Origin of the sequence: Azotobacter salinestris, assembly GCF_009363155.1 — a bacterium.
Lineage (GTDB): Bacteria > Pseudomonadota > Gammaproteobacteria > Pseudomonadales > Pseudomonadaceae > Azotobacter > Azotobacter salinestris.
On record NZ_CP045302.1, the window covers coordinates 2626289 to 2649106 of the forward strand.

19 protein-coding genes are annotated in these 22818 nt (G+C 65.6%); 8 read left to right on the plus strand and 11 right to left on the minus strand.

Annotated elements, in window-relative coordinates; translation table 11 throughout:
- Positions 1-8: 8 nt before the first annotated feature.
- The 3 genes from GCU53_RS26105 to GCU53_RS12360 form a co-directional block, all read right to left on the minus strand.
- A protein-coding gene (locus GCU53_RS26105; RefSeq protein ID WP_152386036.1) for an IS5 family transposase occupies positions 9-862 on the minus strand; the annotation gives its coding sequence in 2 pieces (ribosomal slippage) (positions 9-508 and positions 508-862; 855 coding nt in all).
- A gap of 341 nt (positions 863-1203) precedes the next feature.
- Positions 1204-2184 (minus strand): IS5 family transposase, encoded by a 981-nt coding sequence (locus GCU53_RS12355; protein WP_152385832.1) that lies wholly within the window; start codon positions 2182-2184, stop codon positions 1204-1206.
- Between the two features lie 176 nt (positions 2185-2360).
- Positions 2361-3452 (minus strand): IS630 family transposase, encoded by a 1092-nt coding sequence (locus GCU53_RS12360; protein ID WP_152387879.1) that lies wholly within the window; start codon positions 3450-3452, stop codon positions 2361-2363.
- Positions 3453-3546: 94 nt separating this feature from the next.
- Between GCU53_RS12360 and GCU53_RS12365 the strand changes: the two genes are divergently transcribed.
- The gene (locus tag GCU53_RS12365; RefSeq protein ID WP_208845234.1) at positions 3547-3828 is read left to right on the plus strand and encodes a hypothetical protein; all 282 of its coding nucleotides are present in this window, start codon (positions 3547-3549) and stop codon (positions 3826-3828) included.
- Positions 3829-3899: 71 nt separating this feature from the next.
- Here the strand turns inward: GCU53_RS12365 and GCU53_RS12370 are convergent, their stop codons facing one another.
- Positions 3900-5048, minus strand: a complete 1149-nt coding sequence (locus tag GCU53_RS12370) for a hypothetical protein (RefSeq protein ID WP_244306741.1) — start codon at positions 5046-5048, stop codon at positions 3900-3902.
- Between the two features lie 580 nt (positions 5049-5628).
- Here GCU53_RS12370 and GCU53_RS25485 point away from each other — a divergent pair.
- Entirely contained in the window at positions 5629-6087 is a 459-nt protein-coding gene (locus tag GCU53_RS25485) for a lysozyme inhibitor LprI family protein (protein ID WP_167520064.1), read from the plus strand.
- A 123-nt stretch (positions 6088-6210) separates the two neighbouring features.
- Entirely contained in the window at positions 6211-7053 is an 843-nt protein-coding gene (locus tag GCU53_RS12380) for an alpha/beta fold hydrolase (protein WP_152387881.1), read from the plus strand.
- Positions 7054-7274: 221 nt separating this feature from the next.
- Here GCU53_RS12380 and GCU53_RS12385 read toward each other — a convergent pair whose 3' ends face one another.
- Both GCU53_RS12385 and GCU53_RS12390 read right to left on the minus strand, forming a co-directional pair.
- Positions 7275-8225: a homoserine kinase gene (locus GCU53_RS12385; protein ID WP_152387882.1), complete on the minus strand. Its 951-nt coding sequence runs from the start codon at positions 8223-8225 to the stop codon at positions 7275-7277.
- A 16-nt stretch (positions 8226-8241) separates the two neighbouring features.
- A complete protein-coding gene (locus tag GCU53_RS12390) occupies positions 8242-8529 on the minus strand; it encodes a DUF2782 domain-containing protein (RefSeq protein WP_152387883.1) in 288 nt (95 codons plus the stop codon).
- 73 nt (positions 8530-8602) lie between these two features.
- Between GCU53_RS12390 and polA the strand changes: the two genes are divergently transcribed.
- Positions 8603-11329, plus strand: a complete 2727-nt coding sequence (gene polA, locus GCU53_RS12395) for a DNA polymerase I (protein ID WP_152387884.1) — start codon at positions 8603-8605, stop codon at positions 11327-11329.
- A 514-nt stretch (positions 11330-11843) separates the two neighbouring features.
- Here the strand turns inward: polA and GCU53_RS12400 are convergent.
- From GCU53_RS12400 to GCU53_RS12410, 3 genes are all read right to left on the minus strand, one after another.
- Positions 11844-12245: a hypothetical protein gene (locus tag GCU53_RS12400; protein WP_152387885.1), complete on the minus strand. Its 402-nt coding sequence runs from the start codon at positions 12243-12245 to the stop codon at positions 11844-11846.
- Between the two features lie 430 nt (positions 12246-12675).
- Positions 12676-12963 carry a hypothetical protein gene (locus tag GCU53_RS12405; RefSeq protein WP_244306744.1) on the minus strand — a complete coding sequence of 96 codons (288 nt, stop codon included), beginning with the start codon at positions 12961-12963 and terminating at the stop codon, positions 12676-12678.
- Between the two features lie 76 nt (positions 12964-13039).
- A complete protein-coding gene (locus GCU53_RS12410; protein WP_152387887.1) occupies positions 13040-13351 on the minus strand; it encodes a hypothetical protein in 312 nt (103 codons plus the stop codon).
- On the opposite strand from GCU53_RS12410, the gene trhP reads away from it, so the two are divergent.
- Positions 13350-14711, plus strand: a complete 1362-nt coding sequence (trhP, locus tag GCU53_RS12415; RefSeq protein ID WP_152387888.1) for a prephenate-dependent tRNA uridine(34) hydroxylase TrhP — start codon at positions 13350-13352, stop codon at positions 14709-14711. The two genes, GCU53_RS12410 and trhP, sit on opposite strands and share 2 nt — an antisense overlap.
- A 3-nt stretch (positions 14712-14714) precedes the next feature.
- On the opposite strand, the gene GCU53_RS12420 is transcribed toward trhP, so the two are convergent.
- Positions 14715-16880 (minus strand): putative bifunctional diguanylate cyclase/phosphodiesterase, encoded by a 2166-nt coding sequence (locus GCU53_RS12420; protein WP_425278152.1) that lies wholly within the window; start codon positions 16878-16880, stop codon positions 14715-14717.
- 123 nt (positions 16881-17003) lie between these two features.
- Here GCU53_RS12420 and uvrD point away from each other — a divergent pair, with 123 nt between their 5' ends.
- The 3 genes from uvrD (at position 17004) to GCU53_RS12435 (ending at position 20863) form a co-directional block, all read left to right on the plus strand.
- Positions 17004-19184: a DNA helicase II gene (uvrD, locus tag GCU53_RS12425; protein WP_152387890.1), complete on the plus strand. Its 2181-nt coding sequence runs from the start codon at positions 17004-17006 to the stop codon at positions 19182-19184.
- 101 nt (positions 19185-19285) lie between these two features.
- The gene (locus GCU53_RS12430; RefSeq protein ID WP_152387891.1) at positions 19286-19852 is read left to right on the plus strand and encodes a TetR/AcrR family transcriptional regulator; all 567 of its coding nucleotides are present in this window, start codon (positions 19286-19288) and stop codon (positions 19850-19852) included.
- 156 nt (positions 19853-20008) lie between these two features.
- Positions 20009-20863 carry a Tim44 domain-containing protein gene (locus tag GCU53_RS12435; RefSeq protein ID WP_152387892.1) on the plus strand — a complete coding sequence of 285 codons (855 nt, stop codon included), beginning with the start codon at positions 20009-20011 and terminating at the stop codon, positions 20861-20863.
- A gap of 47 nt (positions 20864-20910) precedes the next feature.
- On the opposite strand, the gene GCU53_RS12440 is transcribed toward GCU53_RS12435, so the two are convergent.
- Positions 20911-22305 (minus strand): diguanylate cyclase, encoded by a 1395-nt coding sequence (locus tag GCU53_RS12440; protein ID WP_152387893.1) that lies wholly within the window; start codon positions 22303-22305, stop codon positions 20911-20913.
- Positions 22306-22818 lie beyond the last annotated feature (513 nt).

Genomic DNA, 22818 nt, shown 5'->3' on the forward strand with positions numbered 1-22818 from the left:
TCACCACACTAGGGTTTGTCTGAAAAGTCGGCACGTAAGCATTTTTCGATGCAGGCCAGCGTGACCATGGCCTTGAAACTGCTGGCCAGCTTGTCATAACGGGTGCAAAGACGGCGCTTTTCCTTGAGCCAACTGAACAGTCGTTCAATGGCGTTGCGCTTTTGGTACTGCGGTCTGTCAAATAGGCGAGGCAAGCCCGGTCGAGGCTTACGGTGCATCTTGCGTAAGGGAATGATGGGCTTCATGCCATACCGGTCGCAGTATTGGCGCAGGCTTTCGCTGTCGTAGCCTTTGTCAGCCAGTACATACCGGCAGCGCTTGCGCGGACGACCCTGGCTGCCAGGCAGGCTGATCTGCTCAAGCAAGGGCATGAAATAGCGCGAGTCGGCGTCCTGCCCGGGTGAAAGCATCACTGCCAGCGGATACCCGTTGCTGTCACAGGCCAGATGAAGCTTGGTGGTCAGCCCACCACGGCTTCGGCCGAGACATTGGTGCTGCGGCTCTTGCAGGCCCCTTTTTTTCTCGCACCGCTGGCGGCTCTGGTGGCCCGAATCGACGTTGAGTCGACCATCCAGGTATCCAGGTCGATAAAGCCGTCCTCACGCAGACGCAGATGCAGATGCCGCAGCACCTGCTCGAAGGTGCCGTTGTCACGCCACAGCCTGAAGCGCTGATATACCGTCTTCCAGGGGCCATAACGCTCGGGAAGATCGCGCCACTTGGCCCCTGAGCACAGAATCCAGAAGATGCCGTTGAGCATCTGGCGGTCATCTCGCCGGGGGCGGCCCATGCGTTGAGGGGGAGAAACGATGGCTTCGATCATCGCCCAGCGCTGGGCAGAAATCTCGTAACGGCCTGACATGGCTGCGCTCGGAACAACGGAGGCGGCATTTTAGCCAAATCGACTTTTCAGACAAACCCTAATATGAGCAAGCATCGAAGTGTGGTGTGCGCCGCGTATAACGAGGACTGGACAGGGGAACGACAGACTCTCCGAGAACTTCATGTATCCGCATTCGAGCGAAATGGAAAGAGCTATCCTGCTGTGTCGCTTAGGATGGTCTGAAGTAGTCATGTATTTCTGGCTGACTTCAGCCCCCCGCCGACTTTGAAAGCGGAGAATCGATCAAAAACGATCAGATCACCCGCTCGTTTCTGCGTTTTTTAGCTGCCGCGAGCACGTCGCAGCAACCGTTTCCCGCATTACAGGCGCACCTCTCCTGCATTCGCCAGTAAATATCGGCGCGCCATCCACAGATTCGACAAGGCGAACAGCGTCACCAACTGTGACGTGTTTTTGGCCAATCCCCGGAAGCGCACCTTGGTGTAGCCAAACTGGCGCTTGATCACGCGGAACGGATGTTCGACCTTGGCTCGTACCTGGGCCTTGGCCTTCTCGATCTTGTGGATCGCTTTGTATAAGGCGCTACGCTTGCCATGCTTCTTGTAGGTACTGCGCCGGGCCGCGACCTGCCAGATGACCTGCCGACCTTCATGCTCGGGGCGCTTCTCTACGCCGGTATAGCCCGCATCGGCACTCACTACGTTTTCCTCGCCATGCAGCAGTTGGTCGACTTGGGTGACATCTGCCACGTTGGCTGCCGTGACCACCACGCTGTGCACCAGACCCGACTCAGCGTCGGCACCAATGTGAGCTTTTGCGCCGAAGTAGTACTGGTTGCCCTTCTTCGTCGAGTGCATTTCCGGGTCGCGCTTGCCGTCCTTGTTCTTCGTCGAGCTCGGCGCATGGATCAGGGTGGCGTCGACAATGGTGCCCTGGCGCAGCGACAGTCCGCGCTCGCCCAGATAGCCGTTGATCACCTCCAGTATTCCCCCGGCCAGTTCGTGCTTCTCCAGCAGGCGACGGAAGTTGAGGAGGGTCGTTTCGTCCGGGATGCGCTCCAGGCTCAGGCCGGCGAACTGGCGCAGGAGAGTGGTTTCGTACAGCGCTTCCTCCATCGCCGGATCGCTGTAGCCGAACCAGTTCTGCATCAGGTGCACGCGCAGCATGGCTGCCAGCGGGTAGGCGGGCCGACCGCCTTCGCCCTTGGGATAGTAGGGCTCGATCAGGGCGATCAGCCCCTGCCACGGCACCACCTGGTCCATCTCGAGCAGGAAGCGCTCGCGGCGGGTCTGCTTGCGCTTGCCGGCATACTCGGCATCGGCGAAGGACAGTTGCTTCATCGGGAAACTCGGACAAGGGAGCGGGTGTATTTCACCAGAATCGGGAAGTCTTTTTCAGGATTTCCCTTAGAGAGCTTCTGGAGCCCGAATACGAGCGAATAATGAGCACTGTCATCACGGTCGGGAACGAGCTCAATGCCTGTTTGCGCTCTGCAGCTGCCTAATGGACTGTCTGGTTAATCCAATAACTCATTCCGAATAACTGCCAGCTTTGCTCGATGCACCGAGCCGATAATCGACTCAGCCGTTTTGTTCCAGCGGAACGGCTTGGCCGAATGTTCGTTATGAGCCTCGATGAACCGACGAATAGCCGCTCTCAGATCAGCCACGCTGCTGAAGGTGTCACGATAAAGCGCCCGTCTTTCCAGCTGAGCGAACCAGCCCTCCACGGCGTTCAGCCATGAGGCGCTGGTCGGCGTGAAGTGCAGCTTGAAACGGGGATGCTTTCCCAGCCACTCCTTGACGGCCACCGTCTTGTGAGTCGAGCCATTGTCCAGAATCACATGCAGGTCCAGCTCGGACGGGGTGCTACGGTCGATCTGTCGCAGGAACTCGAGAAACTCCCTGGCCCTGTGTCGCTGAGTGATACGGCCCATGACCTTGCCCGTCAGGATGTCGAAGGCGACATACAAGCTGGCCGTCCCATGACGCTTGTAGTCATGCGTCCGCCGCTCAACCTGCCCGGATTTGAGCGGCAGCATGGACTGCGTGCGATCCAGCGCCTGGATCTGCGTTTTTTCATCAACAGACAGCACAAGGGCGTTGTCGGGCGGATTCAAGTACAGCCCGACGACATCGACCACTTTGTCTGCAAAGTGCGGATCGTTACTGATCTTGAAGGTTTTCAACCGGTGCGGTTTAAGATCGGCAGCCGCCCACACCTGTGCGACTTGCCAGAGGCTGACCCCAGCGTACCTGGCCATCAATCGCAGGCTCCAGTGGGTAGCCTCGTGCGGCACCCGCTGGGTCGTCAGCGTCAGGATTTCCTTGATCTTCGCCTCGTCGAGCTTGCGCGGTGCTCCACTGCGCCGCAGGTCGCTCAGTCCCTCAAGGCCAGCCTCCTGATAGCGCTTGCGCCATTTGAAGATCACTGGCGCGGAGACGTGCAGCTGCTCGCTGATCTCCCTGGGCGTGAGGCCATTGGCCAGCAGCAACAGGATTCTGGCTCGCTGGCCGATGCTCTGAGGCAGCGCCCCCATGCGCAGCCAGCCTTGCAGCTTATCGGCATCACCGGGGTTCAAGAGAAAAGGAGCTGCTGGCCGGGCCATATGAATGCTCAATCCAGGGCGATAGAGCGCACAGTATACTGGCCTGGCATTGGATTAACGAACTTTACAGACAGTCCACTAGTACACCGGCACCGTGACGCTGGAACTCGTTCGCGCGCAGAGCTTCGATCAGTACGGGGCCTACAACTTCAAGCTGGAAGTGCCGGGCTATGGCACATACCTCGGGCAGGCTGCCGCGCAGGGCACCCATATGGGGGTCTACTTCGCCCTTACCGATCAGAGCACCCGGGACAATGGCACGGGGATCGCGTCACTCGTCCGGAACGAGGCCGGGAAATGGACCTTCGACAAGTATTACTACGAGCCCGAATTCAAGGGCGGCAACTTCGGGACCGAGAAATGCGTGCAGCGCTGAAGTAGTTTTTGAGACTTTATTGAGTCGCGCCTACGGGCCCGAAGAGCCGCAAGCCCGTGGCTATCAGGCCTTCACTGGCAAGGAAAGCGACGAAGGAAGGACTCGAACTGCGATTCCGATCCTTTTCCCGCACGAGGCAATTGGGCAGGCCAGCCACGACTCAAGTCATACCCCTGAGCCCTGAGCAGATCCCGCCGCGCCGAATCCCACCAGACATCGCGACATGCCTGCGCGTAGCCGCTTGAAGGCAGGAAGCTGCCATACATGAGCTTCTTGCCGATCTGGCGCAGTTCCGGATTCACGCCCTTGAGTCGCCATTTGATCTGCAGACGGCGCAGCACTGACGGACAGGGTCTTTGCCTCGGTACTTCCCGGCTCAGGGAAACCAGCTTCCGGCTGAAGTCTTCACCGTACCGCGCAAAGAAGACTTCCTGCATGGCATGGAAGAAGGCCTTTTGCGCATAGTAGTGATGAATGATGCCGCGCCCTTCGCTGACCACCCTGTCCCGGAGGGCGAACGACAGTGCGATCTGCTCGACCGTATGCAGCCGGGAGGCATGCTCGCCCCATTGATCGATCCTTGCGATGACCTCTTCGATCAGAGGCGCATCCTGTCTCGAGATTCCGCACAGGCCGCTGTTGTAGAGCCTCAGCTCGTCGGGCGGGCGCTGGCCGCTGGCTTCCAGGGCTGTCGCCAGTTGCGAATAGGCGGGGCGAGTGACTGCTTCCTTCCAGTGCCACTCGAATTCGTCGACGAGATACCTTCCAGGCCCGACCTTGCCGAAGAGGCTGCCGGGCGCAGCCAGGAAAAGGGTGTCGCAATCGATGAATACGGTCTTCTCCGCCCAGCCTGCGGCCAGGGCAATCGCGCAGGCCTTGCGTCTATGGACATAGCCGAAGTTTCCGGCCCATTTATCCAGGGTTATCGAGTCCAGCGGAATGATATCCACAGGCCAGCCTTCGAACGCCTGTGGATCATCGGTCATCAGCCGGATAACGAAACCGTTCGGTTTGTCATGCCTGGCCAGGGCGGTGAGTATGCTGAACTTGGCTTCGTACCTGTAGGCCGGTTTCTTCCCGTAGAGCAGGTACAGCAATTGATTGGCTGGCTGCATCATGGCGGTGACGAAATCGGGGAGGCTGCCTTGGCACCTTGCCGAAAGGGCTTTTCGAGGGCCGATCCGGTTATGCCCGACCGGCGAAGTTTCGGAGACGAACATGCACATATCGCCTCCCAAACGGGATCAAGTCGAATGAGCAAGATGGGAAAGATACCCACAGACCGTGGACGGTTTGCATCCACAGTCGAAACATGCTGGGCATCTAAGACAGCAGTGTCAGACATGGCTTTCCCTGACCTCCCTCCTCGTCGGTGGATCCGGTCGGCGTGCAGAAAGCCCCCCGAATCCTGGCCACAAGAGTAGCCTTGCCCGAGCAGTCGGCCAGTCGGCGGCGCCGGGACACGCCGAGGGGCATCCCATGTGCTGCAGGAGTGCCTTTCCAGATTCACGAGTGCCCTTCGGTCACTTGGGGAAACGCTGTTTCAGACGATGCTCTGGTGGATCCGGCTTCCTCATCGGAACGCTTCAGGCAGCGCCTCGTTATATGAGCCGGCTTCAACCGGCATGCTCTTCTTTCCGGCCTCGTCATGGCACTCTCCTTGGATCGACCTCTGGCGCCGTTCTGGGGCTTCCGTTCGGCGCCATCCTGCTGGTGCCGGCCCTGTGTGTCGGACACACACACGGGATTCGCCAGATACGCAAAGCTCCTTTCATGGATCGCAACCCTCGGAGATTTGTCATGAAGTTCCGCCATCGCCGCCAGCCGCCTTCCTCTCGCGTCCGGCTGGCGGGATACCCTCTGTGGCTGTGCCTGCCGGCTCTCGCTCTTTGCCTGTCCGCAACGCTGCCGAGCGCGGCATCGGAAGCCCCCATCGATTGCGGGGCGGCCGTTTCCACGCCGGATCTCAATCACTGCGCCGCCCTCGAACAGGCGAAGGTCGAGCGCAAGCTCAATGCCGCCTACCAGAAGCTGGTGCAGCAGTTGTCCCAGCCGGACACGGAACTCGATGACTACACCGCAATGCGTCAGAAGCTGCTCGAGGCCCAGCGGGCATGGATCAGGTTCCGCGAAGCCGACTGCGCCGTGCAGTACGCCATGCACGCCTCGGGTACGATCCGCACCCTGGTCCATATCGGCTGCATGCAGGAGCGGGCGGAGCAGCGCATCAAGGAGCTGGAGAACTATGTGCCCTATTGACCGGCAACCGTCGCACCGCCGGCTTCGGGCTCCCGTGGATCGCCCGGCTATCCTCTGAAAATCGAAGGCGAGCCTTTCCGGCAGCCTTCACCCGTCACTGCCCGCTATCGGAGGAAGCAGCCCATGGAGCGGTTCGTACAGACCAACGGCCTTCGACTGCACTGTCTGGATCATCCCGGCGGCGAGCCGCCGCTGGTGCTGATGCCCGGCCTGACCGCCAATGCCCATGCCTTTGATGGCCTGATCGCGGCGGGGCTGAGTCCGGCGCTGCGGGTGCTGGCCGTGGATCTGCGCGGGCGCGGGCTGAGCGATAAGCCGGACCGCGGCTACGGCATGGCCGAGCATGCCGCCGACGTGGTCGGCCTGCTGGATGCGCTGGGCTTGGCGCAGGTGGTGCTGGGCGGGCATTCGTTCGGCGGCCTGCTGGCCCTGTACATGGCGGCGCATTACCCCGGGAGGGTCGGCAGGCTGGTAGTGCTCGATGCGGCCTGCTCCTTCCATCCGCAGGTGCGCGAGCTGATCCAGCCGTCCCTGGACCGTCTGGGTACGGTGCATCCCTCGTGGGATGAGTATCTGGCGACGATCAAGCGGATGCCGTTCTACGCGGGCTGGTGGGACCCGGCCATCGAAAGCGCCTACCGCGCCGACGTGGAAACCCGCGACGACGGCACGCTCAGGCCGCGCTCGCGCCCCGAGGCGATCGGCGAGGCGCTCGACGGGCTGCTCGCCGAGGACTGGCCGGGCCATCTGGCCGCCGTCCGCCAGCCCATGCTGCTGGTCAATGCCCCGGGCGCCTACGGGCCGCCGGGCACGCCGCCGGTGCTGCCGCGCGAGCAGGCGCTGGAGACGGTCGCGGCGGTGGCCGACGGACGTTACGTCGAGGTGCCCGGCAACCACATGACCATGCTCTTCGGGGAAGGCGCCGCGCGGACGGTGGAGGCGATTCTGGATTTCGTGCGCCCATAGCCGGGCAGGTGGTGGAAAAGCGCTGCGCGCGTTTTCCACCCTACCGTCCGGTACCAGGCCAAGCGGCGGTGCCAGCGTTGCGTAGGGCGGGTTAGCCGCCATGCGGCGTAACCCGCCAAGGATGCCGGCAGGCATCCCCATTGCCGGCCTCGCGGCCGGTCGGTGGGTTACAGCCTGCGGCCTAACCCACCCTACGTGGGACTGGGGTTTTACGACGGGGATTACAGGGCGAAGGGCAGGGCGACCTGGACGTGGCGGCGCGCCTGCAGGCGGCAGCGGAACACTTCGGGGTCGTGGATCAGCACCTGCTGGCCGGCGAAGGCCTGGGCGGCGATCAGCCGGGACAGCCAGAAGCGCAGGCAGGCGATGCGCAGCATGGCCGGCCAGAGTTCGGCCTCGGCGGCGCGGAACGGGCGTTTGGCCGAGTAGGCGGCGAGCATGGCCTGGGTGAGCTGCGGATCGAGGGGGCCGTCTTCCCGGGAGCACCAGTCGTTCACGGCGATCGCCAGGTCGTAGAGCATCGGGCCGGAGAAGGCGTTGTAGAAGTCGATCACCCCGGTCAGATGCGCACCGTCGAACAGCACATTGTCGCGGAACAGGTCGGCGTGCAGGTTGGCCGCAGGCAGAGCGAGCAGGCGGGCCTTCAGCCGGGCGACCTCGGCCAGCGCCTCGCGCAGCAGCGGCAGCTGCTCGTCCGGCAGCGACAGGGCGAGTTCCGGGCCCTTTTCCTGCATCCATTCCAAGCCGCGGTCGCTGGGCCGCGGCAGCGGGTTCTTGCAGGTCGCGAGGTGCAGGCGGGCGAGCAGGCTGCCGACTTCGCGACAGTGGTGCGCGTTGGGCTCCTGCACGTGCCTGCCGGGCAGGCGCGGCTGCAGCAGCGCCGGCTTCTCGGCCAGCTTGCGCAGGGCCTGGCCGTCGGTGGTGCGCAGGGCGTAGGGCACCGGCAGGTCGGCCGTGTGCAGCACGTCGAGCAGTTCGATGAAGAACGGCAGATCGTCCATCTGGCCGCGTTCGACCAGGGTCAGGACGTACTCGCCCTGTTCCATGCTGACGAAGAAGTTGCTGTTCTCGCTGCCTTCGGCAATGCCTTGGAAATCCAGCAGCCGGCCGAGCCCGTAGGGCGCGACGAAGGTTTCCAGCTCGTGGCGTTCGAGAGGGGTAAAAACCGACATGTTCAGGAGGGCTCACTTACCATTCGAAGATTTTCCAGGCGGGGATCCGCATGGTCGGCTCGTCGGAGCGCACGAAGTTGGCATCGTTGCCGTCGGCGCGCACCAGGAAATAGGGTTTGCCAAACTTGGGGGTGACCTTGATGGCATAGAGGAAGCCATTGACGCGGTATTCCTCGATGGTCTTGTCGTCCTCCTCGCGGATGGTCACGTCGGGCTCGCCGGACGGTGCATCCTGCTGAGCGAAGACGCCAACCGCACCGAAGGCCAGCAGACCGGCCAGCAGCAGGCGAGGGAAGGTGTGCATGGTAACCTTGTCCTTTCGTCGTCAAGTCTTGTCATTCTAGCGCCGCACCCGCGGAAAAGGTTGATTCTTCGTCATGGCCCAGACCCCTCTCGTCCTGGTGGACGGCTCCTCCTACCTGTACCGCGCCTTCCACGCCCTGCCGCCGCTGACCACCTCCGCTGGCCTGCCCACCGGGGCGGTGAAGGGCGTGCTGAACATGCTGCTCAGCCTGCGCAGGCAGTATCCGGACAGCCCCTTCGCGGTGGTGTTCGACGCCAAGGGGCCGACCTTCCGCGACGAACTGTTCGAGCACTACAAGTCGCACCGCCCGCCGATGCCCGACGACCTGCGGGTGCAGATCGAGGCGCTGCACGCCTGCGTGCGGGCGCTCGGCCTGCCGCTCCTGTGCATCGACGGGGTGGAGGCCGACGACGTGATCGGCACCCTGGCCTGCTCGAGCGCTGCCGTTGATCGGCCGGTAGTGATCTCCACCGGCGACAAGGACATGGCGCAGCTGGTCGACGGCCACATCAGCCTGGTCAACACCATGACCGGCAGCCGGCTGGACCGTGCCGGGGTGGTGGAGAAGTTCGGCGTCGGCCCGGAGCTGATCATCGACTTCCTGGCGCTGATGGGCGACAAGGTGGACAACATCCCCGGCGTGCCGGGGGTCGGCGAGAAGACCGCGCTCGGCCTGCTGCAGGGGCTGGGCGGTGGCCTCGACACCATCTATGCCAGTCTCGACAAGGTGGCGGAACTGCCGATCCGCGGCGCCAGGTCGCTGGCCGCCAGGCTCGAGGAGCACCGCGAGATGGCCTACCTGTCCTACCAGCTGGCGACCATCAAGACCGACGTGGCGCTGGATATCGAGGTTGAGGCGCTGCACCCGGCGGCGGCGGACCGCACGGCGCTGATCGAGCTGTACCGCGAGCTGGAGTTCAAGAGCTGGCTGGACGAGCTGCTGCGCGAGGCCGGCGCGGACGGCCCCGCGGCGGACCCGGCGGCGCCCCAGGCGCACTACGAGACCGTGCTCGACCGGGAGCGCTTCGCGGCCTGGCTGGGCAAGCTGGCGCAGGCCGAGCTGATCGCCTTCGACAGCGAAACCACCAGCCTGGACGCCCAGCAGGCGGAGCTGGTCGGCCTGTCCTTCGCCGTCTCCCCTCACGAGGCGGCCTATATCCCGCTGGCGCACAGCTACATGGGCGTGCCCGAGCAGCTCGACCGCGACGCCGTGCTGGCCGCGCTCAAGCCGCTGCTCGAGGACCCGGCCCGGGCCAAGGTCGGCCAGCACGCCAAGTACGACATGAACGTGCTGGCGCACTACGGCATCGAGGTGCGCGGCGTGGCCTACGACACCATGCTGGAATCCTACGTGCTGGACTCCACGGCGACCCGTCACGACATGGACAGCCTGGCGCTGAAGTACCTCGGCCACGGCACCATCCGCTTCGAGGACATCGCCGGCAAGGGCGCCAAGCAGCTGACCTTCGACCAGATCGCCCTGGAGCAGGCCGGCCCCTACGCGGCCGAGGACGCCGACGTGACCCTGCGCCTGCACCAGTGCCTGTGGCAGAAGCTCGAGGCCATCCCGGCGCTGGCGAAGGTGCTGACCGAGATCGAGATGCCGCTGGTGCCGGTGCTGGCGCGCATCGAGCGCCACGGCGCGCTGGTCGACGCCAAACTGCTCGGCGAGCAGAGCCTGGAGCTGGGCGGGAAGCTGCAGCAGCTGGAGCGCGAGGCCTTTGATCTGGCCGGCGAGGCGTTCAACCTGGCCTCGCCCAAGCAGCTCTGCGCCATCCTCTACGAAAAACTCGGCCTGCCGGTCCTGTCCAAGACCGCCAAGGGCCAGCCGTCCACCGCCGAGAGCGTGCTCGCCGAGCTGGCCGAGCAGGGCTACCCGCTGCCCCAGGTGATCATGCAGCACCGCAGCCTCAGCAAGCTCAAGGGCACCTACACCGACAAGCTGCCGCAGCAGATCAACCCGCGCACCGGACGCATCCACACCAGCTACCACCAGGCGGTGACCGCCACCGGGCGGCTGTCCTCCTCGGACCCGAACCTGCAGAACATCCCGATCCGCACTCCCGAAGGCCGGCGCATCCGCCAGGCCTTCGTCGCACCGCCGGGCTACAAGCTGGTGGCCGCCGACTACTCGCAGATCGAGCTGCGCATCATGGCCCACCTGGCCCGGGACGAGGGCCTGCTGGACGCCTTCCGCCACGACCGCGACGTGCACCGCGCCACCGCCGCCGAGGTGTTCGGCGTCGAGCTGGAGCAGGTCACCCATGATCAGCGGCGCAGCGCCAAGGCGATCAACTTCGGGCTGATCTACGGGATGAGCGCCTTCGGCCTGGCCAAGCAGATCGGCGTCGACCGCAAGCAGGCCCAGGCCTACATCGACCGCTACTTCGCCAGATACCCCGGCGTGCTCGCCTACATGGAGCGCACCCGGGCGCAGGCCGCCGAGCAGGGCTACGTGGAGACCCTGTTCGGCCGCCGCCTGTACCTGCCGGAGATCCAGTCGAAGAACGGCGCCCTGCGCAAGGCCGCCGAGCGCACGGCGATCAACGCGCCGATGCAGGGCAGCGCGGCGGACATCATCAAGCGCGCCATGGTGACGGTGGACGCCTGGCTGCTGGAGAGCGGGCTGGATGCGCGGATGATCCTGCAGGTGCACGACGAACTGGTGCTGGAGGTGCGCGAGGACCAGGTCGAGGCGCTCAAGGCCGGCTTGCTGCCGCGCATGAGCGGCGCCGCCGCGCTGGACGTGCCGCTGCTGGTGGAGGCCGGGGTCGGCGGCAACTGGGACGAGGCGCACTGAGCCGCGCCGCCTCAACGCCATCGAGAAGACGGAAATTCCCCCTGGAAAGCTGCATTTTCCGCTGAAAATGTTTTTCGGTCCGACTGAACTTTTGGAGCAACCGTGCAGTCAGACCCGTACGACTGGCTGAAAAGCCTCTCGATGCTCCTTGTTGTGTTAAGTGTTGGCAGATATTCGGACTCCCTGGAGTCCGAAGTTAAACCCCGGACTTCTCCCTCCCCCACATGAAGTCCGGGGTTTTTTTTGCTTCATTGCCTCGGCCCGGGCATCGCGGTCCGGCGGAGCGGTTCGCCCGGGAAACCTGAAACCGGGGAAAAAGACGGCACAGCCGGCCGGAAAACGGAAACGGAAAGGCGCCGATACGGCCCCGGTTGCGCGGGAGAGGCCGACGGCGTGGCATTGGCGTAGGGAGTGAGGGCGGCTCTCCCGCCGCTTCGATCGCCAGGGGGGGGGCAGGGGAGCGGGAGAGCCTAACGCGGTAACGGCCCGGTCGGAGGTCCGGGCCGGAAAATGCTTAGCGGATGGTGCGCAGCGCGTCGCTGGCGTCGGCCAGGGCGGTGGTCTTGGGCTTCTTCGGATGCGGACGGTTGCCGCGGATCTCGACCTTGTCGCCGGCGGCGAAGACGCGGTTCGGCGAGCGCACCGTCTTCAGCTCGCCACTGTCGGTGCGGACCACGTAGGCACGGTCGCTGCCACCAGTTGCGTCCTGGGCGGAGCCGCCGAACAGCGCACCGATGCCGGCACCGACCAGGGCGCCGATCGGCCCGCCAACGGCGCCGACCATCATGCCGGTCATGCCACCTGTTGCCTTGCCGGAGGTCTGATCCTTCACTTCACGAACGATCTCGTCTGCGTTGACGGTGCCGATGGTGGTCAGCAGGCCAAAGGTCAGAGCCAGGATGCCGAGCTTTTTCATGGCGGTTCCTCCGAGGAACTTTCAGTGGGCTACATCATGGTTATTCCACGAAACATGCCAGAGGGGTTGGCACGTAGAATCAATGACTTAGCTTCCTTTCCCCGGGCCGATTCGCGACAAAATGTCACGTCACGGACAAGCGCTTGTCGGAACTCCTCCCAAAAAATGAACTTTCATTGATCCAGGTCAAGAAATCGTAGCCGCGCTTGTGCTTGCCCGCCTTGTGGGCGACGGATGGAGTTGCCGGACGGACAGGTTTGATACAGGACAGAGGAGGAGCGGCACGGCCACGGCGCAGCGCTGGCGATGGTCGCTGGCAAGGTGGGCGCGCTCGTGCGGCGTGCGGCGTGTGGCGTGTGGCGTGTGGCGGGCGGGGAGGGAAAGGCGCTCCCGGCAGAGGGCGGCGAGGCAGCGGCCGGGAGCGGTCCGCTCAGTTGGGCGCGCGCAGCGCCTTGCTCTCGCCGTCGCTGCCCCCGGTCTCGTAGCTGCGCTCGCTGAGACCGGCAGCCTCCTGGGCGGTGCCGCCGAACAGCGCGCCGATGCCGGCACCGATCAGCATGCCGAGCGGGCCGCCGATGGCGCCGATCATCATGCCGTTCATGCCACCCAGCGACCTGCCGGTGGTCTGGTCTTCGGTTTCCTTGACCGCCTCGGCGGCATGGGCGCTGCCGAGCGCCGACAGGCTGAGGATCAGGGTCAGGATCGCGAAGTTCTTCATGGACATTCCTCCGTGGAACATTTCAGGTTTCTGCTGCTTCCTTGACCCGCCCGACTCACATCGCCGTCCTGAGGTGTCAGGAACCGGAAGTGGCGGGCGGCACCCGGGCGCTGCGCTGTTGGCGTCGCCCGTCGAAACAAAAAGCAATGGTTTTGTTGATCCAGATCAATGCGCGACGGGCGATTTTCTGCCTTTGAGTAGCCAATCGCTGCCTGATCACGTCCGTAAAGCCCCATGATACGTGGGTTTTTAATTTATGCAGAATTCGTACCGCATAAAATAAATGGAAATGGTGGCCCTTGCCCACATCCATCGGAAAGGGCGCACATCCCGGCAAAGCGCAGTAGAATCCTTCGCCCTTTTGCTGCCCCGCGAGTCGCTGCGCCATGACCGCCTCCGTCTTCCGTCCCGAACTGCTGTCCCCCGCCGGCACCCTCAAGTCCATGCGCTATGCCTTCGCCTACGGCGCCGATGCGGTGTATGCCGGGCAGCCGCGCTACAGCCTGCGGGTGCGCAACAACGAGTTCGATCATGCCCACCTGGCGCTCGGCATCGACGAGGCCCACGCCCAGGGCAAGCAGTTCTACGTGGTGGTCAACATCGCCCCGCACAACGCCAAGCTGAAGACCTTCCTCAAGGACCTGCAGCCGGTGATCGACATGCAGCCGGATGCGCTGATCATGTCCGACCCGGGGCTGATCATGCTGGTGCGCGAGCACTTTCCGGAGATGGCCATCCACCTCTCGGTGCAGGCCAACGCGGTGAACTGGGCCAGCGTGGAGTTCTGGCGCCGTCAGGGGCTGACCCGGACGATTCTCTCCCGCGAGCTGTCGCTGGAGGAAATCGGCGAGATGCGCGAGCGGGTGCCGGGCATGGAGCTTGAGGTGTTCGTCCACGGCGCGCTGTGCATGGCCTATTCCGGACGCTGCCTGCTGTCCGGCTACATCAATCACCGCGACCCCAACCAGGGCACCTGCACCAACGCCTGCCGCTGGGAGTACAAGGCCCACGAGGGCAAGGAAGACGAGCTGGGCAACATCGTCCACGTCCAGGAGCCGGTCCGGGTGCAGCCGGGCGAGCCGACCCTCGGCAGCGGCGCGCCCACCGAGCGGCTGATGCTGCTCGAGGAAAGCAAGCGACCGGGCGAGTACATGGAGGCCTTCGAGGACGAGCACGGCACCTACATCATGAACTCCAAGGACCTGCGCGCCGTGCAGCACGTCGAGCGGCTGGTGCAGATGGGCGTGCATTCGCTGAAGATCGAGGGCCGCACCAAGAGCCACTACTATGTGGCGCGCACCGCCCAGGTCTACCGCAAGGCGATCGACGACGCGGTGGCCGGCCGGCCGTTCGACAAGTCCTTGATGGACACCCTGGAGTCGCTGGCCCACCGCGGCTACACCGAGGGCTTCCTGCGCCGCCACGTGCACGACGAGTACCAGAACTACGCCTACGGCTATTCGCTGTCCGAGCGCCAGCAGTTCGTCGGCGAGCTGACCGGCGAGCGTCGCAACGGTCTGGCCGAGGTGCAGGTGAAGAATCGCTTCGCCCTCGGCGACCGCCTGGAGCTGATGACCCCCCAGGGCAACCTGAACTTCCGTCTGGAAGCCCTGGAGAACAAGCGCGGCGAGCGTACCGAGGTAGCGCCGGGCGACGGCCACACCCTCTACCTGCCGGTGCCGGAGGGCGTGGACCTCGGCTATGCCCTCCTGATGCGCGAGCTGGACGGCGCCACCACCCGCGGCTGAGGCTCAGTTGACCGCACAGGACAGTTGCGCGGCCTGCTCGCGCAGCTGGCTCGCCAGGGTCGCCGCCTCCACCGGCCGGCCGATCAGATAGCCCTGGATCTCGTCGCAGCCGTGCTCACGCAGGAATTCGAGCTGCGCCGGCTCCTCGACCCCCTCGGCGACCACCTCCAGGCCCAGGCTGTGGGCCATGACGATGATCGCCCGGGTGATCGCCGCGTCGCCGCCGCGGCCGGAGCCATCCAGGCTGCGGATGAAGGTCTGGTCGATCTTCACCACGTTGACCGGCAGGTGCTTGAGATAGCCGAGCGACGAATAGCCGGTGCCGAAATCGTCGATCGCCAGGCGCACGCCCAGCGCGCGCAGCTTGCCGAACACCTGGGCCAGGTGTTCGACGTCGTCCGACAGCTGGCTTTCGGTCAGCTCCAGCTCCAGCAGGTGCGCCGGCAGGCCGGTCCTGGCCAGCACGGCGCCGACCCGCTCGACGAAGTCGCCCTGGCGCAGCTGGCCCATGGAGATGTTCACCGCCACGCGCAGCTCGGCGATGCCTGCCTGTTGCCAGGCGCGCGCCTGGGCACAGGCCTGGTCCAGGACGAAGTCGCCGATGGCGTCGATCTGCCCGGTTTCCTCGGCCAGGGGGATGAACTGGGCCGGCGACACCAGGCCGCGCTGGGGATGGCGCCAGCGCACCAGCGCCTCGGCGCCCTGCAGACGGTTCGCCGCAAAATTCAGCTTCGGCTGGTAGAACACCTCCAATTCGCCGCGCACCAGCGCCTTGTCCAGCTGCGCCTCGAGCAGCAGGCGCTCGCGGCTGCTGCTCTGCAGGCTGTCGCGGTAGAACTGCACGGTGTTGCAGCCGAGCTGCTTGGCATGGCGCATGGCCATGGCCGCCTGGCAGAGCAGCGTCGCCGGATCGCCGCCGGCCGCGGACAGCAGACCGATCCCCAGCGAAGCGCTGACCACCACCTCGTGCTCGTCCACCGACACGCCGTGGCGCAGCAGGGTGAGCAGGCGCCGCCCGAGCTGCTCCACCTCCTCAAGGGACTTGTCGGTTTCCAGCAGCACGGCGAATTCGTCGACGGCGATCCGCGCGACGATGTCGGCCCGGCGCAGGCTGCCGCCGAGGCGCCGGGCCAGCTCGCAGATGATCTGGTCGGCGACCTGATGGCCGAGGCTCTCGTTGAGCCGCTTGAAGCGATCCAGGTTGAAATGCATCAGCACCAGTTCGCGGCCGAGTACCCGCGGGCGCCCGATCAGGAGTTTCAGGCGGCGCAGCAGCAGGCTGCGGTTGGCCAGGCCGGTCATCGGGTCGTGGCTGGACAGGTAGCGGCGCAACGCCTTTTCCTCGCGGCGCGCCTGCTCGCTGGCGGTCAGCGCCCGGGTGCGCTCGTTGACCCGCTCCTCCAGCGCCCGCTGCGCGCTGCGCAGCTCCTCCTCGACCTGGCGGCGCAGTTGCACCTCGCGCGCCAGCTCGTCGTTCAGTTGGACGGTGGCCTGTCGCGTCTGCTTCTCGAATTCCAGCAGCGAGCGGTTCTGGAAGCACTGCAGCAGGTTGCGGCGAGTCGCCCGGTTGATCTGCCAGGCACTGAGCACGAGGGCCGCCAGCAGGATCAGGCCGAGGATGCCCCAGCCCTGCAGCTCGCCATTGTCGAGGCTGAGCAGATACAGGCTGGAGGGCAGCAGGGCGGGCAGGGCGAAGGCGAGGAAGGCGCCCAGGCTGGCCGCATAGGCCATGCTGGCGCAGATGGTCGCCGCCGCCAGCAGGCCATGGATCAGCGCCTGCTGCAGCGGCGTGGCCAGCGGCATGAGAAAGATGCCGATCTGGGTCAGGGTCGCACCCGAAACGGCTGCGCCGAGCAGGAAGCTGTGCCGCCAGGCCGCATCGGCCTGGCGCTCCTTCGGCGCCCGGTGGAAGGCCAGGATGCGCCACAGGCTCAGGCCGATCAGCAGGCCCAGCCAGAGCGCCAGCCAGGCCAGGGTGCTCGGGCTGTGCTGTTCCCAGCGCAGCAGCACGCAGCTCAGGCCGCCGCTCAGCATCAGCATGATCGGCAGCGGCGCGGCACGGTACAGGCGGCGGTTCAGGGCCGCCTCCATCTGTACGCCGTAACGCTCCCGGATGCTCTCCGGCGCGATGGCCGGCGGCATGACGTTGGCAGAAAAAACGAAATTCATGTCCATGATTCTGGTTATACGCGTCCTGTCCCAAGGTAAGCGGTCGAACGTTCTTCCTCGGTGTGGCATCGGCAAGGTCACCCGAGTTTGCCCCGTCTTCGCAGCCGCCGCTAGAATGCCGTGATGCGCGAAGACCTATCCTTTCTGCTAAGTGCACTCAACGCCGCCCAGCGCCAAGCTGTAGCTGCCCCATTGGGTCCACACCTGGTGCTGGCCGGCGCCGGCTCGGGCAAGACCCGCGTGCTGGTGCACCGTATCGCCTGGCTGATCGAGGTGGAAAACGCCTCGCCCCACTCGATTCTCGCCGTGACCTTCACCAACAAGGCCGCCGCCGAAATGCGCGCGCGCATCGAGCAGTTGCTCGGGATGAGCCCGATGGGCATGTGGGTCGGCACCTTCCACGGCCTGGCCCACCGCCTGCTGCGCGCCCACTGGCAGGAGGCGGGGCTGGCCGAGAACTTCCAGATCCTCGATTCCGACGACCAGCAGCGGCTGGTCAAGCGGGTGATCCGCGAGCTGGGCCTCGACGAGCAGCGCTGGCCGGCCCGCCAGGCGCAGTGGTTCATCAACGCGAAGAAGGACGAAGGCCTGCGCCCGCAGCACATCCAGCCGGGCGGCGACCTGTTCCTCGCCACCCAGGTGAAGATCTACGCGGCCTACGAGGCGGCCTGCGCGCGCGCCGGGGTGATCGACTTCGCCGAGCTGCTGCTGCGCGCCCTCGATCTGTGGCGCGACCGGCCGGGCCTTCTGGAGCACTACCAGCGGCGCTTCCGCCATGTGCTGGTGGACGAGTTCCAGGACACCAACGCGGTGCAGTACGCCTGGCTGCGCCTGCTGGCGCAGGGCGGCGCCAGCCTGATGGCGGTGGGCGACGACGACCAGTCGATCTACGGCTGGCGCGGCGCGCGGATCGAGAACATCCAGCAGTTCTGCCAGGACTTCCCCGCCGCCGAGACCATCCGCCTGGAGCAGAACTACCGCTCCACCGGCAGCATCCTCAAGGCCGCCAATGCGCTGATCGCCAACAACCAGGGCCGCCTCGGCAAGGAGCTGTGGACCGAGGGCGCGGACGGCGAGCCGATCGGCCTCTATGCCGCCTTCAACGAGCACGACGAAGCGCGCTACGTGGTGGACAGCATCCGCCAGGCGCTCAAGGACGGCCTGGCGCACGGCGAGATCGCCATCCTCTACCGCTCCAACGCCCAGTCGCGGGTGCTCGAGGAAGCGCTGCTGCGGGAGAAGATCCCCTACCGCATTTACGGCGGCCAGCGCTTCTTCGAGCGCGCCGAGATCAGGAACGCGGTAGCCTACCTGCGGCTGATCCATACCCGCCACAACGACGCGGCGCTGGAGCGGGTCATCAACCTGCCGGCCCGCGGCATCGGCGAGAAGACCGTCGAGACCCTGCGCCAGCTGGCCCGCGAGGCCGACCTCTCGCTGTGGAGCGTGCTGCATCAGGCGGTCGGCGGCAAGCTGGTTTCCGGCCGCGCCGCCAGCGCGCTGAACGCCTTCGTCGAGCTGATCGACACCCTGGCCCTGAAGGTCGAGCAGCTGCCGCTGGCGCAGACGATCCAGGTGGTGATCGAGGATTCCGGGCTGCGCGCCTACCACGGTGCGGAAAAGGGCGAGAAGGCCCAGGCCCGGGTGGAGAACCTCGAAGAGCTGGTCAGCGCCGCCCGCGCCTTCGAGCACCACGAGGACGAGGGCCTGCAGACACCGCTGGCGGCCTTCCTCGACCACGCCTCGCTGGAAGCCGGCGAGCAGCAGGCCGGCGACTTCGAGGACAGCGTGCAGCTGATGACCCTGCACAGCGCCAAGGGCCTGGAATTCCCGCTGGTATTCCTGGTCGGCATGGAGGAGGGCCTGTTCCCCCACAAGATGAGCCTGGAGGAACCCGGCCGCCTCGAAGAGGAGCGCCGCCTGGCCTATGTCGGCATCACCCGCGCCATGCAGCGCCTGGTGGTGAGCTATGCCGAGACCCGCCGCCTGTACGGCAGCGAGACCTACAACAGGATCTCGCGCTTCGTCCGCGAACTGCCCCCGGCGCTGATCCGCGAGGTGCGCCTGACCAACACCGTCAGCCGCCCTGTCGCCGCCCGCCCCGGCCACGCCGCGGTGCTCGCTGGCGCCGCCGTGCCGGACACCCCCTTCGCCCTCGGCCAGCGCGTGCGTCATCCGCTGTTCGGCGAGGGCACCATCCTCAACTTCGAGGGCGCCGGCGCCCAGGCGCGGGTGCAGGTGAACTTCGAGGATGAAGGCAGCAAGTGGCTGATGCTCGGCTACGCCAAGCTGGAGGCGGTGTAGCCGGATCGCCCCGGCCAGCCCGGCCCAAATTCTTCCGCCACCGGTCGCCGCCACCGGCAGCCGCTGCGGCAGCGGCCATACTCAAAAGCGGAGGTGAGTCCATGACCGGTTCCGCGCAGATCCTCGACACCGCCCTGCAAATCGCCGAGCGTAGCGGCTGGGAGCGCCTGCGCCTGTTCGACGTGGCCGCCACGCTGGACATCGGGCTGGACGAGATCGCCCGCCACTATCGGGACAAGGACGCCCTGGTGGAAGCCTGGTTCGACCGCGCCGACGCCGCCCTGCTGGCCCGTGCCCGGGACACCGCCCTGGCGGCGATGGCCCCTGCCGGACGGCTGGAGGAGTTGATGGTGGCCTGGTTCGCCACTCTGGCCCCGCACCGGACCCTGACCGGGGAGATGCTGTGCTACAAGCTCGAGTTGGGCCACCTCCATCTGCAGGCGCAGGGACTGATGCGCATCAGCCGCACCGTGCAGTGGTGGCGCGAGGCGGCCGGACGGAACAACGCCTACTTCTCGCGCATCGGCGAGGAGTGCGCGCTCAGCGCCGTCTACCTGTGCACCCTCTCCCACTGGCTGCGCCATCGCCGGGACGACGAGGCGGCGCTGCGCGCCTACCTGCGCCGGCGCCTGCACGGCCTGCCGCTGGCCTGCCTGCTGCGGCCCTGAGCCGGCACGGCACGGGCGCAAAAGCTCGAAACATTTTTTCGCGGGCGCGGTCCGGCGACCGGCCACCATCGCTTCCAGCTTGGGAAATAATGAATGACAGGCCCCGGCACTGCTGGGCAAGATGAAATGCGTGACATCAACTACGGGAACTCCCACATGCGCCGTTTTCTCAGTCTTTTCATGGCATGTTGCGTGGCCATGACCCTCAGCCTCGACGCCAACGCCAAGCGTTTCGGCGGCGGCAAGTCGTCCGGCAGTGCGCCGATCCACCAGAGCCGCCAGGCCCAGCCGCAGCAGCCGGCCGGCAGCACCGCCACGGCGCCGAACGCGGCCGCGCCGACCCCCGCCCGTCCGGCCAGCGGCGCTTCGCGCTGGCTCGGTCCGCTGGCCGGCATCGCCGCCGGCGGCCTGCTCGCCTCGATGTTCATGGGCGACGGCTTCGATGGCATCCAACTGCTCGACATCCTGATCCTCGCGCTGATCGCCTTCCTGGTGTACCGCCTGATCGCCGCCCGCCGGCGCAAGCTGCACCCGGCCATGGCCGGCCACGCGCCGATGCAGCGGGAAATGCCGGCCCAGCCGCGTCCGACCGCCAGCGCCGCGCCGGCTGCCGCCCAGCGTCGGGCTCCGATCCAGGCGCCGGCTTGGTTCAACGAGCAGCGCTTCCTGGAAGCCGCACGCCAGCATTTCATGTCCCTGCAGCAGCACTGGGACGCCAACGAGATGGACAAGATCGCCGAGTTCGTCACCCCGCAGATGCTCGAGTTCATTCGCAAGGAACGCGCCGAGCTGGGCGACGGCTTCCAGTCCACCTACGTCGACAACCTGCAGGTGCAGCTGGACGGCCTGGACGATCTGGCCGACAAGACCGTCGCCACCCTGACCTTCAGCGGCGTGTCGAAGAACTCCCGCTTCGAGCAGGGCGAGGCCTTCAGCGAGAGCTGGCGCATGGAGCGCCGCCATGGCGAGAACCAGCCCTGGCTGATCGCCGGCATCCGCCAGAACGGCTGAGCCAGGCTCCAGAGACAGGAAACCCGGGCTTGCCCGGGTTTCCTTTTTCAGCTTCCCATTTCCCGGGCCAGTGCCACCCGGTTGCGCCCGCCATGCTTGGCGTCGTACAGCGCACGGTCGGCCTGGCGCAACAGGCGCTGATAGTCCGGGTGGCTGTCGTGCAGGGCCACGCCGATGCTCACGGTCAGCTGCAGGTCATGCTCGCCCGACAGGCGGAAGCGCTCCTTCTCGGCCTGCTGGCGCAGCTTCTCGGCCACCCCGAGCGCATGCCCCTGGTTGACGTCGACCAGCAGCACGAGAAACTCCTCGCCGCCCATGCGGAACACGTAGTCGCCGCCGCGGCAATTGTTGCTGAGCAGGGCGGCGAGCTGTTGCAGGACCAGATCGCCGGCTTCGTGGCCGAACTCGTCGTTGATGTGCTTGAAATGGTCGATATCCACGGCCAGCACGGCGAAGGAGCGCTCGTTCTGCCGCGCATAGGCCACCTCCTTGGCCAGGATCACCGGCAGGAACTTGCGGTTGAGCATGCGCGTCAGCACGTCGCGGCCGCTCTCCAGCACATTGGCCTGCTCGAACAGGTTGTCGAGGTGGAAGACGATGCCCTTGGCCTGTTCGCGCAACGTTCGCAGGGTATGCAGGCGCTGCTCCACGCTCGGCTCGGCCGCCGGCTGCTCGAACAGCGGCAGCAGTACCTCGTCGATCTGCCGCATGCCCTCCAGGATCAGCTCGGTTTCCCGGGAACCCTGGAAGGCATGGGCCCCCTTGTGGCGGAACCAGAGGCCGAACTCCGAGCCGGACAGCCGCGGTAGTTGCGTGAAGGGCTGGCCGACCGCCAGGTCGAACATCAACTGATTTTCCCAGTCGAGCAGGGCGGAGCGCTGGCGCTCCTGCTCGACGCCGATGTTCTGCGCCACCGAGAACAGCCGATAGCCTTCCTCGCTGCGCGAATTGCGGTCATGGGCGTCGGAGAAGGCTCGGCTCATGACCTCCATGGCCAGATCGACGGTCTCGCCGATCAGGCGCTGGCCGAGGAGCTTGTGCTCGGGATCGAGGGGCTGCCGGCAGAGCAGCGCGAACAGCCGCTCGCGCAGATGGCGGGCGCCGCGCAGCACCAGATGGATGGGGATCTTGATGCGCGCATGGATCTCGCCGATCTGCTTTTGCTGGGTGATCAGCGTTTGCAGCGCAGCATCGTCGTCGCCCGCGGAAAACACCGAGACGATCCATTGCTGCAGGGTGCCATGCAGACGGCTCTTCACCTGCTCGTGGGTGAGGAAGAGCGTGGCCTGTTCGTCCTGCAGCATCTGCTCGTAGAAATACCCGGCCAGCTCGGCCTGGTGGGTAGTGGTCAGCTCCCTGACCTGGACGACGACCGACGCAGGAAATTGCGCGAGCAATAGTTTCCATTCAACGGCCTGTTGTTCTGGGGAAGTACCGGGCATAGAAGATCCTGCTCTGTTCTGGAGTGTCGCACTGGGGGCTGTGATCGAAGCGATCGTTGGTCCACCGTCGCCCGCCGCGGCCGGACGAATGCTTCGTCGCCGGCGGGCCATCAGGAGGGAAGCCGTCAAGGTGTATTCTCAACCATCGCAGTCGAAGCGACCTTGACCGGATGCAACACCTTGAAGGCAACCGTCGTGCATCCGGCTTCGTCGTCCTGCCCCCGTCTCCGCTGGCAGGGGCAACCAGCGCCCGAGGTCTGGCCACCGTGAGGTACGGGCTTGGCGTGCGATCAGCAGGCAGTATCGCGGAGCACCGGGGGGGAGTCCAGATTGTCGTCGACCGCTCGGAAGGCTTCCAAGCGGTGCATTCTGCGACATTATGGCGCACCCCTTGACAAGCGCCAGAGCCCAGTCATTTTTGGGCGTCGTTATATTGACGCCCGTCTGCGCAGCGGTCGGCGCACCTGCTGCCGGCCGTCCTCCCGCCGCATGAACAGACCCTGGCGGCCGCCT

Bases quoted from the DNA above. Each gene is read 5' to 3' on its own strand.
- GCU53_RS12355 (WP_152385832.1), bottom strand. From the start codon at position 2,184: ATGAAGCAACTGTCCTTCGCCGATGCCGAGTATGCCGGCAAGCGCAAG.
- GCU53_RS12360 (WP_152387879.1), bottom strand. From the start codon at position 3,452: ATGGCCCGGCCAGCAGCTCCTTTTCTCTTGAACCCCGGTGATGCCGAT.
- GCU53_RS12370 (WP_244306741.1), bottom strand. From the start codon at position 5,048: ATGTTCGTCTCCGAAACTTCGCCGGTCGGGCATAACCGGATCGGCCCT.
- GCU53_RS25485 (WP_167520064.1), top strand. From the start codon at position 5,629: ATGAAGTTCCGCCATCGCCGCCAGCCGCCTTCCTCTCGCGTCCGGCTG.
- GCU53_RS12380 (WP_152387881.1), top strand. From the start codon at position 6,211: ATGGAGCGGTTCGTACAGACCAACGGCCTTCGACTGCACTGTCTGGAT.
- GCU53_RS12385 (WP_152387882.1), bottom strand. From the start codon at position 8,225: ATGTCGGTTTTTACCCCTCTCGAACGCCACGAGCTGGAAACCTTCGTC.
- GCU53_RS12390 (WP_152387883.1), bottom strand. From the start codon at position 8,529: ATGCACACCTTCCCTCGCCTGCTGCTGGCCGGTCTGCTGGCCTTCGGT.
- polA (WP_152387884.1), top strand. From the start codon at position 8,603: ATGGCCCAGACCCCTCTCGTCCTGGTGGACGGCTCCTCCTACCTGTAC.
- GCU53_RS12400 (WP_152387885.1), bottom strand. From the start codon at position 12,245: ATGAAAAAGCTCGGCATCCTGGCTCTGACCTTTGGCCTGCTGACCACC.
- GCU53_RS12405 (WP_244306744.1), bottom strand. From the start codon at position 12,963: ATGAAGAACTTCGCGATCCTGACCCTGATCCTCAGCCTGTCGGCGCTC.
- trhP (WP_152387888.1), top strand. From the start codon at position 13,350: ATGACCGCCTCCGTCTTCCGTCCCGAACTGCTGTCCCCCGCCGGCACC.
- GCU53_RS12410 (WP_152387887.1), bottom strand. From the start codon at position 13,351: ATGGCGCAGCGACTCGCGGGGCAGCAAAAGGGCGAAGGATTCTACTGC.
- GCU53_RS12420 (WP_425278152.1), bottom strand. From the start codon at position 16,880: ATGAATTTCGTTTTTTCTGCCAACGTCATGCCGCCGGCCATCGCGCCG.
- uvrD (WP_152387890.1), top strand. From the start codon at position 17,004: ATGCGCGAAGACCTATCCTTTCTGCTAAGTGCACTCAACGCCGCCCAG.
- GCU53_RS12430 (WP_152387891.1), top strand. From the start codon at position 19,286: ATGACCGGTTCCGCGCAGATCCTCGACACCGCCCTGCAAATCGCCGAG.
- GCU53_RS12435 (WP_152387892.1), top strand. From the start codon at position 20,009: ATGCGCCGTTTTCTCAGTCTTTTCATGGCATGTTGCGTGGCCATGACC.
- GCU53_RS12440 (WP_152387893.1), bottom strand. From the start codon at position 22,305: ATGCCCGGTACTTCCCCAGAACAACAGGCCGTTGAATGGAAACTATTG.